Below are 15,786 nucleotides of genomic sequence, written 5' to 3' on the forward strand. Positions count from 1 at the left end.
ACCTGATCGGCAGCATCGGGCGTCACGTCCTGGCCCACCTCTTGCCCGCCCGGCGGGTCCGCACCAAAGACCGCATCGTCAAACGCGCGATCTCCAAATACAACGCCCGCGGACCCGCCATCGACCGAACCACCTACAAAGCCACCATCAGCATCAACATGCTCCGGGCCAGCCCTTGACGCCACGACCCCAGCCCTAACTGAACGGCGTTGCCTCTAGACGGAGGCCGTGCCCGCCACCTCGGGACGAGGTCGCGGGCACGGGTGAAGGAGGGGTTCCCGGCTCCGCACAGCCGAGCCTACGATCATCACACTAATATTCGCGGGCGTCCGCGTCGGCAATCATGAGACCGTGTCGGCATGGTGCGATGGGCTGAATCCGCGGATCTTCCCGGCCTGACGGCTGTGGAGCTGGCCGCCGACGGGCTGTTCGAGCAGGTGGGCATCACGTTCCCGCCGGGCACGACGATGATCGAGGAGGTCACCGACCCCGGCCCGGTGCTGGTGGAGGGCGACCCGCCCGACGGTTTCGCCCTCGTCGGCCACGTCGACGGCAACCTCCACCTCGAACAGCTCGCCGTACGCCCCGAGCGGATGCGCCGGGGCATCGGCGGCCGGCTCGTCGCCGCCGTCCTCGACCACGCCCGCGCCACGGGCGCCCCCGCCGTGACGCTGACCACCTTCCGCGACGTGCCCTGGAACGCCCCCTGGTACGAGCGCCACGGCTTCCACGTCCTGCCCGCCGAGGACTGGGGCCCTGAGCTGCGCGCCCTGGTGGAGCACGAGCGCGCCCTGGGCATCGACGTGGCCCCCCGCGTCGTCATGAGCGCCATCCCCTGACAGCGGGGCCCCTGCCGTGACGGCGGAGTGCTTCTAGCGGTTGGCGGTGAGCCAGGCGACGGCGAAGTCCACGGCCGTCCTCAGCGGGAACAGCCGCGCGGTAGCGTCCCCCACCGGCCCCCGCCGCACCCGGCAGGCCCGCTCGAACGCGGCGCCCAGCGCGGCGAAGTCGCCCGCGTCGAGGTCCACGTCCTCGAACTCGCACCACTCCCGCCCCCGCCCGTCGTCCACCACCCCCCGGTACGACCGGCGCGGCGGATCGTCACGGAAGCGGTACTCGGCCAGGTGGAAGGCCGTGCACCGGTCGTAGCCGACGCCGAGCAGCAGCACGAGCGCCCCGGCGTCGTACAGCCGGCCGAGCGGCGAACGCTCGCCGAGCAGGCAGTCACGCGCGTGACCGTCGATGACGGCGGCGGCGTGCGGCCCCACGGCGGCGAACGAGGTGTGCGGGTGCGCGCTGCGCCGCGCCCCGGGAAGCTGCCGGACGTGCTCGGGTATGCGCCCCATCAAAGCCGTCGGCGTCGTCGCCGGGTCGTACGCGGGCATGGCGGCCCGATGCCGGGCGACCTCCTCGGCGCTCATCCCGGCGACGAGGGCGCGATAGCAGGAGGAGGTGTCGGAGTTGGCCGGGGTCCCGGTGGGGACCACGAGCGTGCCGCCGGGCCCCAGCAGGTCACGCAGCGCGGCGACGACGGCCGGAGCACCGCCGTGAACCCGGCCGATGGCACTGAGCGAGGAGTGCGCCAGGACGACCTGTCCGGGCGCGACGCCCAGCGCCGCGAAAGCGTGCCTTAAATGGTGATAATTGGGCATCTAACACCTCATTCCTGCTCAATGGCGCTTTCTATACACGAGAGTCGAATAAATGATCTTTCGCAAGCAAATGGCCATATTTCGTGCTGGTGAGGCGTGCTTTCCGGGGTGAGAGACGGCTGACGGGTCCTGATCGCTCCCATATAATTCGACGGGCCGTACGCGGCCAAAATCCTGTATCCACTCCCCACTGAGGCGGGTCGTCGCCGTGGCAATCGCCTCCTGTGAGCCTAAGGTCAACTCCGGGAAAGAACGGGGTGAGGCGAGGGGATTGAGGAGTACGGGTGGGGCACGCGGCCGCCCGCGTCTGCCCAAGCGGCTGGAATTTCCGGTCGCCTGGACCAGCTCCGCCCTGTCCACGGTCGGCACCCGGACGCTCCACGTCGCCTATCCGCTCCTCGCCCTCGCGCAGACCGGCTCGCCCACCGCCGCCGGTTGGACCGGGTTCGCCCTGACCATTCCCATTCTGGTCTTCTACGTCCCGGGTGGCCTCGTCGTCGATCGCCTGTCACCACGGACGATCATGTTCGTCGCCGAGCTGGGCCGTTTCCTCACCGTGCTGTCGGTGCTGGCCTCGCTGGCGTTCGGCGAGCCCCACCTGGTGCATCTCATCCTGGCCGCCCTCCTGGAGGGCACGCTCTGGGTGATGTACAACCTCGCGGAGACGTCGCTCCTGCCGTCGCTGGTGGAGCCGGTGAAAGTACGCAGCGCGCTGGCCAAGAGCGAGGGGGCGGGGCATCTGGCCTCGCTGGCGGGCCGGCCGCTCGGCGGCTACCTGTTCGGGCTGGGGGCGATGGTCCCGTTCGTGCTGAACGCCGTCCTGTTCTTCCTCTCCTCGCTGCTGACGCTTCCGCTGCTGCGCCGCTCCGGCCCCCGGCCGCCCCGCGCGTCGCTGCTGCACGACCTGTCGGGAGGGTTCCGCGTGCTGCGCAGGCAGGTCTTCCTGCGGGGCGCGATCACGCTGGTGACGCTGACCAACCTGCTCGTCAACACGCTCGTGATGATCTTCATCGCGGGCTCCGAGGGCATGTCGCCGCTGACCATCGGGCTGGTGCTGGCCGTGGGCGGCGTGGGCGGGGCGCTGGGCGCCCTGCGGGCCCACTACAGGAAGCCGAGCGGCTCCACCCTGCTGGTCCACGCGTGGATCTGGGCCGGGGCGATGTTCCTGGCGATGGTCGGCGCGCTGCTGCAGGCGGTGCTGGGCACCACCTGGCAGTTGTGGCCGATCTTCTTCGCCCTCGCCTTCATCACCACCGGCTACGGCGGCGCGATGAGCAACGTGGCGATCAGGGTGACGGAGGTGGAGCACATCGCGCCCCGCGAGCTGGCACGGGTGATCGGCGTCTCCCGGCTGTCCTCCTACGGCGCCCTCTGCTTCGCCGCGCCGCTCGGCGGCCTGCTCGTCACCTGGTGCGGCATCGAGGGCGGGTCGATCGTGCTGTTCGTACTGATGCTGGTCCTGGCGCTCGCGGCGACCTACCTGCCGGGCGTGCGGAACTGGCTGACCCCACCCCTGCCGAGCAGGCTGTACGAGCAGCACACCCCCGCACAGGCCGTGTGACCGCTACACGCTGACGAGCCGCCTGGCGTCCTTCTCCATGTGGCCGGGCAGGGGCGGCGCCGAGGCGGAGATGGCCCGCCGCGCCAGGTCGGCCGCGGACGTGGCCTGCCCCGCCAGCTCCTTGACCTTGGCCGCGTAGAGCAGCAGGGGGCCGTGGTCGCCGACCTCGGCCAGCGCGTCGGCCATCTCCCGCTCGGCCTCGGCGAGGCTGTCGACCTGAGCCAGCGCGAGCGCGTGCGCCACCCGGGCGAACGGCCGGCGGAGCGGCCGGGCCCGCTCCAGGTCCCGCAGCGCGTCGCGGCCCCGGCCCATCCCGGCCAGGATCTGCCCCCGGCCGAGCAGCGCGTCGAGGTTGTTGCCCTCGCGGTCGAGCACGCCGTCGAGCACCCCGAGGGCCGCCTCGGGATGGCCGCCGTGCCACAGTGCCCAGGCCAGCTCGGTCTGGACGGCGAGGTCGGCGGGCAGGCGGATCATCGCCGCGCGCAGGTCGCGGACCGCCTCCTCGGGCGAGCCCTGAGCCAGCCGCAGCCGGCCGATGGCCGTGAGCAGCGGCCCGACGGCGGTCGCCACCCCGGCGCTCTCGAAGCCCTTGGCGGCCCTGCTGTAGCGGGAGACGGCGGCGGCCAGGTTGCCGCGCCGGTGGTCGACGTTGCCCAGCAGCGATTCGATCTCGGCGCGCAGCTCCAGCTCGTCGTCCTGGGAACGCGCCAGCGCCTCCTCGCCGCGTCTGGCGGCCAGGGCCAGGTCACCCTCCCGCAGGGCCCCCTCGGCGGCCCGCAGGCAGTCCTCGGGCGGTGACGGCGCCCTGGGAGGGGCGTGCACCGGCTGGACGTCCTGAGGGCGTGGCAACCGGTCGTAGGCGAGCTCGTACCAGCCCTCGCCCTTGTGCCGGCCGGCTCGCAGCAGGTGGCGCTTGACGAGCAGCTCGAACGCGGGCTCGCCGATCCCGGTGACCCCGGCCAGGCCCTGGCCGACCGGCCGCCCGCCCGCGGGCGAGGCGCCGAAGGTCAGCCGCAGCCAGGTGCGCAGCCCGTGCTCGTCGCCGTCGAACCGCTCGGCGGCCAGGTCGGCGATCAGCCGGTCGTAGTGGCGGGCGAGCACCGAGTCCGCGTCGCCGTGCCGGAGCACGTCGCGTACCGAGATCGTCCCGCCGTGCGGCGGCAGCGCCTTCCACAGCGCCTCGCAGACCACCTGAAGCTGGACCGGCTCCACGCCCTCCCCGTGGCGCGCGATGTCCGAACGGGCCCTGATGTCGGCCAGGTCGTTCACCAGCTGCTCGGCGGCGGCCTCGGACAGGGCGCGGCCGGTGCCGGCCATCGGCCGCGTGACCGCTTCCAGCGCGGCGTCGGGCCCGAGGGGCCCCAGCTCGTAACGTGCCGCTGCGGAGCCGGCCAGCGCCCGCTCGTACGGTTCGACGTCGGCGAGGTGATCGGCGCGGACGGAGAGCAGGACGCGCAGGCCCGGATCGGCCTGGAGCGCCTCGGCGAGCTGGCCGAAGAACCAGTCGCGGTAGGGCTGGTCTCGCCCGTCGGCGGTGAACAGCTCCTCGGCCTGGTCGATGCTCACCATGGTGAGCGTGCGCTCCCCGTGGACGTCGCGCTTGACCGGACGGGACCGCAGGAACGCGCGGATTGTCAGACCGGCCAGCCGCGTGGGCGGCGCCATCGGCGACCACGACAGCAGAAGGGCCAGCACGTACGGATCGTGGTCGGGCAGCGCGGCCTGTGGATAGGCCGAGCCGTACGTGACCCGGCCGACCGGGAGCACGTCGGTCCGGTTGGGGCTGAGCAGCGGGATGACCCCGGCCTGGAGCAGGGACGTCTTGCCCGTGCCCGACGCGCCGTACAGGACCGTCAGCGGCCGGCTCTCCCAGAGCTCGCGGATGTCACGGGCTTCGCCGTCGCGTCCGAAAAAGGCGTGGTGATCCTCGGCGTGATAGGGGCGTAAACCTTTGTACGGTCCCGCCGCCCGCCGCGTTCTCATGCCGGAAGTCACCATGTCGATCCCATCCGCAGCCGCGTTTCACCGCACAGGTCCCCGGTGTAATGGTGCGCGATATCCTCGCACGTGCGGTCGGACCGGCACACCTGCCCGCGGGGACAAAGTGTTCTCCGGAACGCGGTTTACCGCCCCTCCGGGGAGGCGTGTCAGATCGAATTCGAGAATGCGGCGACCTGCTCCTTGTCGTCGCCCAGGCAGGAGGCCACCGCCGCACGCAGGGCCGCGCTCTCCAGGTCCTCCAGGTTGCGTAGCGACACGGAGGTGACGTCGATCAGCTGACCTGATCCGTACTGCCGGTCACGCATGTGCACTCCTCTGTTTCGGCCTGCCCGAATACCGATTGGCGCGATGGCAAATTATGAGCGTGCGTGATACTTCTGATTATGATTCTGTGATAAGCGGGTCGAGTAATCAAGCTCTAGGATGAGCCATATGATTGCCCGGCGCGTCCGGGTGCGGAGCGGAGGATCGACGTGACGGAGAATTCGTACTCCATGGCGCAGGGACCGAAGGTCTGGGAAAAGGTGCCCAAACGGAATCCGAACTTCACCGGCCGCAACGATCTTCTGACCGCTCTTCGCAAGAGCATCAACACCGTCACCGCCGTCGTGGCGCAGCCGCAGGCCCTGCAGGGGCTCGGCGGCGTGGGCAAGACCCAGCTCGCGATCGAGTACGCGTGGCAGTACCGCGCCCACTACGAGTTCGTCTGGTGGATCTCCGCCGACCAGCCCGTGCTCGTGCCGTCCGCGCTCGCCGCGATGGGCCCGGCGCTCGGCCTGCCCCCGGCCACCGGGGTGGAGCAGGCGACCCAGGCGGTGCTGCGCACGCTGGAGAGCGGCACGCCGTACCGGAGCTGGCTGGTGATCTTCGACAACGCGGAGGAGCCGGAGTACATCAAGGACTTCATCCCGCGAGGTCCCGGCCACGTCCTCATCACCTCGCGCAACTCGCGCTGGAGCGACCACGAGCCGACCATCCAGGTGGACGTCTTCGAGCGCCAGGAGAGCGTCGACTTCCTGCGCAAGCGTCTCAGGGGCACGGTCGGGGAGGCGGACGCGGACCTGATCGCCGAGAAGCTCGGCGACCTCCCGCTTGCGCTGGAGCAGGCGGGCGCCCTGCTGGCCAGGACGCTCATGCCGGTGGAGGAGTACGTGGCGCTGCTGGACGAGCAGACCAGCCGGCTGCTCAGCCTGGAGAAGGCGCCGATGTACCCGCAGTCGATGACGGCCGCCTGGCAGTTGTCGGTGTCGCAGCTGGAGGACCGGGTGCCCGAGGCGGTCGAGGTGCTGCGCTGCTGCGCGTTCTTCGGCCCTGAGCCCATCCCGCGCGACGTCTTCCGGCGCGGCGGCAACCGGTCGGTCGGCCCGCGGCTGGCGCCCATCCTGTCGGACCCGATCCTGCTGGCCAGCGCCCTGAGCAACCTCGAACGCTACGCGCTCGTCAAGGCCGAGCCCAACACCCGCACCCTCCAGGTCCACCGGCTGAATCAGGCGCTGCTGCGTGACGAGACGCCGGAGAAGGAACGCGGCGAGTTCCGCCACGAGGTGCACCTGCTCCTGGCCGGCAGCGCGCCGGACAACCCGGACGACACGAGCAAGTGGGCCAGTTTCGAGGAGCTGGCCGCGCACCTGCGGCCCTCCGGGCTGATCGACTGCGTGGATCCCGGGGTGCGCAAGTTCGCCCTCGACCTGGTGCGCTACATGTACGTGCGCGGCAGCTACACCCAGGCCCAGGCGCTGCTCGACGAGTACATCGAGAAGTGGACCGAGAAGAGCGGGGCTCGCCATCCCAACGTGCTGTCGGCCCGCGTCCACCTCGGCAACGTCTACCGGGCGCTGGCCCTCTACGACAAGGCCTACGACCTCGACTCGGTGACCTGGGAGCTGATGCGGGAGTCCCTGCGCCACGACCACGCCGACACGATCTGGGCCACCAGCAGCTACGCCGCCACCCTGCGGGGCCGCGGCGAGTTCAGCCGGGCGCGGGAGGTCGACCAGGAGGCGGTGGAGGCCTACGAGCGGCTGCACGGCGAGGACGACATCCTGACGCTGCGCTCCCGCAACAACCTGGCCGTCGACTACGCGCTCACCAGCGACTACGACCAGGCGCGCGAGATCCTGCAGAAGGTCTACCGGAAGGTGAGCGTCGAGGAGAACATGGGCAGCCGGTTCTTCCTGCAGATCTGGAGCAACCTCAACCGGGCCGTGCGGTTGAGCGGGCGGTTCCAGGCGGCTGCCGACATGGGCGAGGACCTGCACACCTACGGCGGCACCCACCTCGGCGAGGACCATCCCAACACGCTGCTGGCGGCCAAGGACTACGCGATCTCGCTGCGCAGGACGGGGCAGTTGGGCGAGGCCGTGGAGCTCATGCGTGACACCTACAAGCGCCTGCAGCGGCTGTACGGCGACCGGCACGGCGACACGATGGCGGCGGCGCTGGGCCTGTCCAACGCGTTGCGCGCCGCGGGCGAGCTCGAGGCGGCCGGGCAACTGGCCGAGGAGGCTCTGCTCTACTATCCGTCGGTGTTCGGCGACGACCATCCCTTCACCCACGCCGTACGGATCAACCAGGCTCTGCTCCTGCGGCTGAGCGGCGACGTGGCCACGGCGCGGCAGATGAACCAGCGCGCGCTGGCCGGTCTCACCGAGCGGGTCGGCCGCGCGCACGACTACACCGTCTCCTGCGCCGTCAACCTGCAGAACGACCTGGCCGCGCTCGGCGAGCACGACAGGGCCCGGCAGCTCGGTGAGGAGAACTACCGTGCGATCCGGACACACTTCAGCGAGGATCACTACCTGAGCATGATCTGCGCCGCCAACCTGAGCATCGACCTGCGCGAGACGGGGGCGGCGGAAGAGGCCGACCGGCTGCACGCCGAGACGATGAAGCGCTTCGCCCTGCACATGGGGCAGGACCATCCCGACAGCCTGGCGGCGGCCTCCGGCCTGCGCATCGACACGGACTTCGACCCGCCGCCCCTCTGACCCGCCGCCCGTCCGACCCGGGCGTCTCAGCGGAGGCGGGTCTGCCGGCGGTGGCGTTCGGAGAGCAGGCCCGCGCGGGCGGCCGCGGCCGGGGTGACCGGCTCGGCCCGCCAGCGGCCGAGCAGGCCGCGCAGCTCGCCGACGAGCTCCTCCCCGGCCGGGGTCAGGCCGCCGCTGCCGAGCAGCGTCGCGCAGACCTGGTAGGAGGCCTCACGCCAGCGGGCGAACTCCACCTGGGCCCGCGGGCCGATCCCGGCGTCGGCGGCGTGCACCCGCCAGAACCCGGCTACGGCGGCGTGCGCGTACGCGCCGTGCAGCAGGCCGAACAGCGGACGCGGATCCGGGCGCCAGGGCGCGTAATAGCGGCGGCCGTCGTCGGGACGGACCAGCTCCACCACCTCGCTCAGCGCGTTCAGCTTGGCGTGCTGCAACTCGTGCGCCAGCGTGACGGCCATGCCGATCCCGTCCAGCGGGTCGGACAGCGCGATCGCGCCGAAGGCGTCGCGCGCGGAGGCGCTGTGCTGGTCGCGCTCGCCCGCCAGCACGGGGGTGAGGACCGAGACGGCGGCTCCGAGTTCCGCCGCGACCGCCGGGTGTCGGCCCGTGAGCACCTCCCAGGCGCCGCGCGCGCAGGCGAACCACCGTTCCCGCCGCTCGTCCGTCAGCCGCCCGTCGACGTCGTCGCCCGGCCAGCGGCACGGGTCCAGGTCGTCGATCGTCAGCGACAGGCCGGGGGTCCCCGGCACCTGGTGCAGCACCTGCCAGCCGGGACCGTCACGTACCGGGGAGATGTCGATCTTGTGCCTGCCGGCCCGCAGCTCGGCGCCGCCGGACGCCGGCTCCACGGCCACCTCCGTGACCTCGGGCAGGCCGCCGGGCAGCGTCACCAGGCCCAGCGTGGGCAGCATGAGCGTGCCGTCGGACGCCGGGACGCGCAGGCGGCACGGCGCGCCCGCCCGCACGGCCGCCGCGAGCGCGAGCGCCGCCAGTTCGCCGGGGGACCCGCCGGGCAGCGCCCGGCAGGTGCGCAGCAGCCACGCGCCGGTCACCGGATAGCGCAGGCAGCGGTCGACCTGCTCGGGGAAGCGCTCCTCCAGCTCCGACAGCGTCTCGTAGGCCGCCGACACCAGTGCCGCGTCGCGGTGGCCGATCCGGCGGGTCTCGTCCACGAGGAAGCGCGCCAGCAGGCGGTGCTTGCTCGCCTGGGCGGCGCACAACTCCGCGACCGCCGCCGCTCCGCCCGTGCCCGTCCCCGTGGCGAGCGTCGCGAACGCCGCGGCCGAGATCCGATGGCCTGCCGCGCTCACCCGGCTCCTCTCAGGCGCGCCATGTCCCGCTCGCACCGGGCCGAGATGTGGCTGATCAACCGGTACAGGTCCGGGCAGTAGACGGAAGGCTCGGCGAACCCGGTGGCCGGGCTGTAGCGGTGCGCGTACTGGCCGCCGCCGCAGACGTTCACGAGGTCGCAGGCGCGGCAGGTGCCGGACAGCGCCAGCTCGCCGATCTGCCGGGCCACGATCGGCGGCTGCAGGAGCGCCTTGTCCAGCGGGTCGGTGAGCACGTGCAGGCTGGTGGCCGTGGCGCCCTCGAAGGCGCTCTTCAGGATGTCCGACTGTTCGATGCCGCCGTTCGTCTCGATCACCACCATGCGCACCGGCGACAGGCCCACCGCCTCCGCACGCGAGGCCCCGCCCATCAGCAGCCGCATGATCTCCCGGAACAGGCGGATCTCCGTCTGCAGGACCGGGCTGTCGTACCAGCGGTCGAAGATCGGGATCAGCCAGTCGGCGTACGGTGTCGCCGGCGAGCCCGGGATGCGGAACGGCGGCGGGGTGGCCCAGTTGCCGTGCGGCAGCAGGAAGTCGACCGCCGGCGGGTCGAACTCCAGCAGCGCCTCATAGGTGCGCAGCGGGTCGTTGCGGACATCGATCGTGCACAGGATGCCGTTGAACAGGTGGTGGTAGGGGCCCGAGGTCAGCCTGCGCAGCGACTCGCTGACCAGCGCGTGACTGCCGCGCCCGTCGGCGAAGCGCCGGTGCCGGTCCTGCCCCTCGGCGTCGCCGTCGAGGCTCACGCCGACGTGCACCTCCAGCGAGTCGAACAGCTCCAGGAAGGCCGGGCCGAGCCGGACGCCGTTGGTCTGGACGGTGACGTTGACCCGGGTGCCGGTGCCCACCGCGCCGCGGACGCCCAGGACCAGGCGGGAGATGAGGTCGGGGCCTGCCAGCAGGGGTTCGCCGCCGTGCAGGATGACGTCGATCTCCGGGAGGTCGTAGCGGGCGGTGTGCTCGCCGATCCGCTCGATCGCGCGGTCGGCGATGGCGTCGGACATGCGCCGGGGCTGGCCGCGCCAGCTCTGGTCGGCCATCTCGTACACGTAGCAGTGGCGGCAGGCCAGATCGCAGCGGCTGTGGATCTTCAGGATGAACTGCTGAAAGGCCAGCGGGGTCCAGCCGCCGGCCAGCAGTGCGTCAACGTCGAGGAATTCCGGGAACCTCCGCGTGAGCAGTGGCTCCGAATCAGGCCTTCCCAGCAACGGCTACCTCATTATGCGTCGTGCACGCCATTGTGCCCTTCTGACAAGGACTTCCGCTTTCGCGGATTGTGCGCTACGCCCCTCCCTATCTCTCACGACAGGGAAGACAAGTCAAGATTTGGGCCGGTTGGAAGTCATTTCTTCCTGGTGGTAGAGCAATTCCTCGAAGAATAGGTACAGGCCGTCGATTTCGGCGACGAGCGGGAGCCAGTCGTAGGTGCCGAGCCCGTCGGGCTCCAGGGGCGACAGGAGATGCGCCGCCGCTCTCAGCTCGTTGCGCGGGATCTCGATCGGCACGCTGCCGGGCGGCCCGCCGCGCGCCCTGGCCAGCGGGTGCCCGGGGCCCCGTACGCCCAGCGCGGCCAGCACCAGCTCCGCCGGATGCCGGGAGATCGCGCCGTCGGCCAGGTCGGGCGCGCCCGGGTTGGCCAGCGCCACCAGCACGCGCAGCTCGGGAGGCAGGTCGCGCAGCACCCGCGGCGGCCGGTCCACCTCGCTGTGCCGCTGGGCACGCGCCAGGAGCAGCAGCACCTCGGGGGTCCGCTCGCGCAGCCCGCGCTGCACCTCCGGCACGCAGTCCGCGGGGGAGCGTTCGGTCACGGCCATCCGGTGGCCGATGGCCTGCCGGACGAGGGCGAGCGGTTCGCCCAGCATGGCCGTCGCCAGCCGCCGGTAGTTGTCGTCCGGGTCCTCGGTGAGCGCGTAGGCGTAGCGGCAGACGGGATCGGCGGAGCGCGGGTCCGCGTACCGCCGCAGCTCCCGGGCGATCAGGTCGAGCTCGCGCCTGGACTCCAGCGGCACGGCGGCGAGACGGATGCGCGAGGTGATCAACCGGCTCCCGTGGTAGGCGGCCACGGCCGCCGCGACGAGCGCCGCCCCCAGACCGGCCCCGAGCAGGCCGGGGTGTTGCGACGCGGTCGCGAGCGTCACGAAGGCCAGCGCCACGGCCGCCGTCAAGGCCACGGCCAGCCACCTGATCCGGTTCAGCCGCAACAGCACGACCGCGTCGCGGATCTTGCGGAACTCCTCCCAGTCGGACGTCGCGCGCCGCCGCCTGGCCTCGGCGATCGCCGCCGCCAGCTCCGCCCGCCTGGCCGGCCAGCCGGACGCCGGCTTCTCCTCGCCGCGTTCGAGCCGATCGGCCACCTCTGCCAGGCTCCGCTGCAGCGTGACGGCCTCCTCGCGGCGTACGGAGTTCAGCTGCTCCAGCGAGGCCGTCAGCGCTCGCAGGGTCTCGTCGAGCTCACCGGGATCCCGTACGGGCTGCTCGTCGCCGGCGAGCACGTGGCCGATCTCCGCCAGGACCGCGTCCAGCCCGCGCGAGAACACGGCCGAGCCGTCGGCCACCAGCACCCGGTGCACGGCCTTGCGCAGGTGGTCCAGCACGGCGGGGCTGACGTAGCCGGTGACGACGAGCGCGGTGAAGACGGGGTTGCGGCCCGACCTGGCCTTCCTGCTCAGGCGGACCAGCTCGGTCGCGCGCGCCGCCTCGTCGTCGAAGAAGATGGCCTCGCTCAGCCTGATCACGGCGCGGGGAGCGCGCCCGCCGGGGAAGCAGAACTCGGTCGTCCCGGCGTCGGTCCTGCCGCGTTCCGCCGTCAGCCCGGCGGCCAGCAGCTTCGCCTCCACGAGCATCTCCAGCCCCGGGAGGTCGGGCGAGCGGCCGTGCCGGGCCGCCGCGGCGTCGACCGCCGTGGCGCCGACGGCCGCGCCGGGCTCGGCGTCCTCGAAGCTCGCCCAGCTCAGCTGCAGCAACAGGCGGACGTTGCCGCCGCTGTGGCGCAGCAGCGCCAGCAGGCCGGAGTCGGTGAACGGCCGGATGTCCGGCGCCGGGGTCGCGAGATACGCCGACAGCACCAGCCTGGCCTCGTCCGGGGTGAGCGGCAGCAGCCGCACGGCGCCGGCGCCGATCCGCTGGCGGAAGTCGGGCGGCACGCAGTCCCAGCCCGCCTCGCTGGTCACCAGGAGCAGCATCCCGCCGGCCCGGGGGATCGCCTCGACCAGGCTCTGCAGGAGGCCCACGTTCGCCGGGATCGGGTCGCCTTCCTCCAGGAGGAACTTCTCGCACTGGTCCAGGACCACCATGAACGGGCGGCCGCTCCCGGTCATCAGCGCCGTCAGCAACTGCACGCCGTAGCGGCACATCACCGGGTCGTCGAGCTGCCCGCGCACCCCGATGGCCAGGGCCGCCTCCGTGCTGATCGGCCTGCCGCACAGCCAGTCGTAGGCGGCCTCGGAGAAGCCGGGATTGGCCAGGAACGACAGCGCCCGCTGGAACTCGGCCCCGTTGCCCGCGACCGCGGAGATCTCCTTGGCCTGCTCCTCCAGCACCTGCCCGGACGGGACCAGATCCGGGTCGCCGGCCCGGGCCACCAGGTCCTCCCACACCCGGTCAAGGTAGCGCTCGTTCAGATCCGTCAGCAGCGTCTGCGGAAGCTGCGACACCAGCCGGCGGTAGGCGGCGACGAAGTCGTCCTCCTGGAACCGCAGGTAGAGCTGGACCGCCTCGGGAGCCTCCCGTCCGGCCTGCGCCATCATGTGCCGGGCGGCGTGCGTCTTGCCCACCCCGTGCGCCCCGTACAGGCAGCCGAGGCCGCCCTCGCCGGCGGCCCCGCCGCGGAAGGCGCGCAGGTACTCGCCGGACAGACGGACCGCGCCGCGCACGCCGGGCAGCAGCGCGGTCGGGGTGTGCCGCGCCCAGTCGTCACGGAAGTCGCGTCGTGAGGTCTCCTCCGCGCTGGAGGTGCCGCGCGCGGGGAACGGGTTCCTCGTGGGGTGACCGGCCATGGGAGCCTCCTAGCCCGCGTTCCATTTCTCGCCCTGCCACATCCTGAGCCGCAACCAGCTCTCGCTCATGTGCAGCCCCTCGGTGGGCCAGGGATCGTCCTTGTCGTACTCGCTGAGCCGGAAGTCGAGCAGCAGCTGCAGGTGCCGCATGGCCTGGCCGATCGTGTACGGGCGTCCGCTGAAGGCGCTCTTGACGCCCTCCGGCTGGAAGGGAGAGGGCGGCCGGCCGTTCCAGCGGCCCGTGGCCAGCTCGCAGATCTGCTCCGGGGTCAGCGTGCCGAGGTCGACGACATGGCCGGCGAACTGCTCCCGGTCCGCCTTGGTGAGCTGGACGGTGTTGGCGTGGTCGTACGTCTCGACGGTGAACACGACGACGCAGGCCGTGTCCTCGAAGACCCGGGTCGCCAGGGTGATCAGCTTCTTGGTGGACACGTCCTCGTAGCAGACCCCGAAGCCCGCCTCGCGGCCCGCGAACGTGGCGCCGATCGAACCGGCGATGTCCTGGAGGTCGTAGTCGTCCATCCGGTCGGCGGTGGTGCGCCGGCTCAGCTCGGTGAAGCGGGCGCGCAGGTCGGGCGGGACGCTGATGGCTGCGGCGTTCATCCTATTGCGCAGCGAGAGCAGGGTGGAGCACATCATGGCGTAGGCGTCGTGCGTCATGTCGGTGCGCCCGGCGCGGTGGGTGACGAACGTGTGACCGGGGCCCGTCGAGGTGGCCTTCCGATACAGGTGCATGATGTGGTTGGCCAGCGAGGTCCGCCCGCTCTTGCCGACCCCGGTGATGAGGAAGAAGGCCGGGCGCCCGGCGTCGGCGGCCTCCCGCACGGCCGTCTCGATCGCGGGCAGCTGGATGAACCCGGCCAGCGGCAGCAACAGCTCGTGGTCGGCGTCCAGGCTGACGGCGTCCAGCGGGCGGCAGACGTACGGATTGCCGGACCGGAGGCCGTACAGCTCGTAGCGGACCTCGCCGATGTCCATGCCTCAGCCGCCGATCATCGTGAGGTAGGCCGGCAGGTCGGCGGCCGACGCCTCGAAGGCGGAGCCGGTGAACAGGTGCGGGTAGAAGTCGTGCTTGCCGTGGTAGGCCCTGGCCAGGTGCTGGATCTGGTCGGCCCGGCCGCGGAAGCGGGTCTGGAAGCCCTGGGCGACGTCGAGGACGAGCCGGTCCTGGTGGACGAGTTCGAGCGCGACGAGGAGGTCGGGGTGGCGGACGACGTCGGCGAACAGGTCGGGGCTCTGCACGCGGAGCACGACGAGGCGGACGATGAGGTCGGTGTGGAGGGCGGCGAGGCCGGGGGTGGCCTCGATGACCGCCTCGGTCACGCGCAGGAGGTTGAGCACCCGTTTGATCTTGCGGGGGTTCGGGGTGACGATCTTCTCCAGGGTGGCGGCGTGCCTGGCGGCGAGGGCGCCGGGGCCTGAGGCGTGGATGAAGCGGCCGACCTCGGCGGGGCCGAGCGGGTAGAGGTGCAGCGGGAGCTGGATCATCTTGTCGAGGTAGTCGTCGCCGATGGCGGCGTGGTCGGCCTCGGGGAAGCCGAACGGTTGATACTTGACCGAGATGCCGCGGTTGACGACGTCCTTGGCCAGGGCGATCAGGACGAAGACGTGTTTGAGGTCGAGGAAGAGCTTGATGGACTCCAGCACGTCGATGATCTGGTCGGGTTCGCAGCGGTCGAGGTCGTCGACGAAGAACACGATCTTCTTGCCCTGGGCGGCGAGGCGGTCGGCCTCCTCCTGGAGCAGTCCGCGCAGGCGGCCGGTCTGGCTGTCGACGCGGCCGCGCATCTCGGCGTACTGCCGGGCCAGGTTGCCGATCTTCTCGACGCTGACCGAGGTCAGGCTGAGTTTCTTCAGCATCTCGTCGGCGGCGAGGTTGAGCATGATGAGGCCGAGGCGTTTGACGGTGCCGGCGAAGCGGCGGGCGGGGTCCTTGTCGAGTTCGTCGTGCAGCGCGTTGAGGAGGGGGAGCAGCATCTCGGGCTCGCGCCGGTGGACCCAGGGGTTGAAGTGCACCCGGACGAAGGCGTCGCCGTGCCGGTCGAGCAGCCGTTCGTTCACCATGTCGAGCAGGGTGGATTTCCCGCTGCCCCACGCGCCGTAAACACCGATCGTAAAGGGTGTTTCCGTCTGGGGATTGGTGATGACCGAAACGAGCGGGTCGACGTAACGCCGAAACTGGAGAAGGTCGCCGCGCCAATTGGCGGGAGCGTCCGAGAGCATTGCGATATCGGGCATTGTCCCTCCAGAAACGAGGATGCA

At 71.5% G+C, this 15,786-nt stretch carries 11 protein-coding genes; 3 read left to right on the plus strand and 8 right to left on the minus strand.

All coding sequences use genetic code 11. From position 1 onward, the window contains the following. Positions 1-359 precede the first annotated feature (359 nt). A complete protein-coding gene (locus ACBI99_RS25305; protein ID WP_219503521.1) occupies positions 360-839 on the plus strand; it encodes a GNAT family N-acetyltransferase in 480 nt (159 codons plus the stop codon). A 33-nt stretch (positions 840-872) separates the two neighbouring features. On the opposite strand, the gene ACBI99_RS25310 is transcribed toward ACBI99_RS25305, so the two are convergent. Then, a complete protein-coding gene (locus ACBI99_RS25310; protein WP_375073650.1) occupies positions 873-1,652 on the minus strand; it encodes an aminoglycoside N(3)-acetyltransferase in 780 nt (259 codons plus the stop codon). 271 nt (positions 1,653-1,923) lie between these two features. On the opposite strand from ACBI99_RS25310, the gene ACBI99_RS25315 reads away from it, so the two are divergent. Continuing rightward, a complete protein-coding gene (locus ACBI99_RS25315; RefSeq protein ID WP_219503515.1) occupies positions 1,924-3,213 on the plus strand; it encodes an MFS transporter in 1,290 nt (429 codons plus the stop codon). A 3-nt stretch (positions 3,214-3,216) separates the two neighbouring features. Here ACBI99_RS25315 and ACBI99_RS25320 read toward each other — a convergent pair whose 3' ends face one another. Next, positions 3,217-5,196 carry a hypothetical protein gene (locus tag ACBI99_RS25320; RefSeq protein ID WP_375073651.1) on the minus strand — a complete coding sequence of 660 codons (1,980 nt, stop codon included), beginning with the start codon at positions 5,194-5,196 and terminating at the stop codon, positions 3,217-3,219. A gap of 164 nt (positions 5,197-5,360) precedes the next feature. Further along, positions 5,361-5,519 carry an FxSxx-COOH cyclophane-containing RiPP peptide gene (gene fxsA / locus ACBI99_RS25325; RefSeq protein WP_219503507.1) on the minus strand — a complete coding sequence of 53 codons (159 nt, stop codon included), beginning with the start codon at positions 5,517-5,519 and terminating at the stop codon, positions 5,361-5,363. A 168-nt stretch (positions 5,520-5,687) separates the two neighbouring features. Between fxsA and fxsT the strand changes: the two genes are divergently transcribed. After that, the gene (fxsT, locus tag ACBI99_RS25330) at positions 5,688-8,201 is read left to right on the plus strand and encodes an FxSxx-COOH system tetratricopeptide repeat protein (RefSeq protein WP_308125699.1); all 2,514 of its coding nucleotides are present in this window, start codon (positions 5,688-5,690) and stop codon (positions 8,199-8,201) included. A 26-nt stretch (positions 8,202-8,227) separates the two neighbouring features. Here the strand turns inward: fxsT and ACBI99_RS25335 are convergent, their stop codons facing one another. The 5 genes from ACBI99_RS25335 to ACBI99_RS25355 all read right to left on the minus strand — a co-directional run bounded on the left by ACBI99_RS25335 (position 8,228) and on the right by ACBI99_RS25355 (position 15,762). Further along, the gene (locus tag ACBI99_RS25335) at positions 8,228-9,508 is read right to left on the minus strand and encodes an HEXXH motif domain-containing protein (protein WP_375073652.1); all 1,281 of its coding nucleotides are present in this window, start codon (positions 9,506-9,508) and stop codon (positions 8,228-8,230) included. Continuing rightward, positions 9,505-10,737, minus strand: a complete 1,233-nt coding sequence (locus tag ACBI99_RS25340) for an FxsB family cyclophane-forming radical SAM/SPASM peptide maturase (protein ID WP_246644455.1) — start codon at positions 10,735-10,737, stop codon at positions 9,505-9,507. Before ACBI99_RS25340 ends, ACBI99_RS25335 begins: the two co-directional genes overlap by 4 nt. 111 nt (positions 10,738-10,848) lie before the next feature. After that, positions 10,849-13,524: a BREX system ATP-binding domain-containing protein gene (locus tag ACBI99_RS25345; RefSeq protein WP_375073653.1), complete on the minus strand. Its 2,676-nt coding sequence runs from the start codon at positions 13,522-13,524 to the stop codon at positions 10,849-10,851. 9 nt (positions 13,525-13,533) lie between these two features. After that, positions 13,534-14,502: a hypothetical protein gene (locus tag ACBI99_RS25350; RefSeq protein WP_219503499.1), complete on the minus strand. Its 969-nt coding sequence runs from the start codon at positions 14,500-14,502 to the stop codon at positions 13,534-13,536. 3 nt (positions 14,503-14,505) lie between these two features. After that, positions 14,506-15,762: a P-loop NTPase fold protein gene (locus ACBI99_RS25355; RefSeq protein WP_219503496.1), complete on the minus strand. Its 1,257-nt coding sequence runs from the start codon at positions 15,760-15,762 to the stop codon at positions 14,506-14,508. Positions 15,763-15,786 lie beyond the last annotated feature (24 nt).

Origin of the sequence: Nonomuraea sp. ATR24 (genome assembly GCF_041950485.1) — a bacterium.
Taxonomy (GTDB): Bacteria; Actinomycetota; Actinomycetes; order Streptosporangiales; family Streptosporangiaceae; genus Nonomuraea; species Nonomuraea ceibae.

Bases quoted from the DNA above. Each gene is read 5' to 3' on its own strand.
- ACBI99_RS25305 (WP_219503521.1), top strand. From the start codon at position 360: ATGGTGCGATGGGCTGAATCCGCGGATCTTCCCGGCCTGACGGCTGTG.
- ACBI99_RS25310 (WP_375073650.1), bottom strand. From the start codon at position 1,652: ATGCCCAATTATCACCATTTAAGGCACGCTTTCGCGGCGCTGGGCGTC.
- ACBI99_RS25320 (WP_375073651.1), bottom strand. From the start codon at position 5,196: ATGAGAACGCGGCGGGCGGCGGGACCGTACAAAGGTTTACGCCCCTAT.
- fxsA (WP_219503507.1), bottom strand. From the start codon at position 5,519: ATGCGTGACCGGCAGTACGGATCAGGTCAGCTGATCGACGTCACCTCC.
- ACBI99_RS25345 (WP_375073653.1), bottom strand. From the start codon at position 13,524: ATGGCCGGTCACCCCACGAGGAACCCGTTCCCCGCGCGCGGCACCTCC.
- ACBI99_RS25350 (WP_219503499.1), bottom strand. From the start codon at position 14,502: ATGGACATCGGCGAGGTCCGCTACGAGCTGTACGGCCTCCGGTCCGGC.
- ACBI99_RS25355 (WP_219503496.1), bottom strand. From the start codon at position 15,762: ATGCCCGATATCGCAATGCTCTCGGACGCTCCCGCCAATTGGCGCGGC.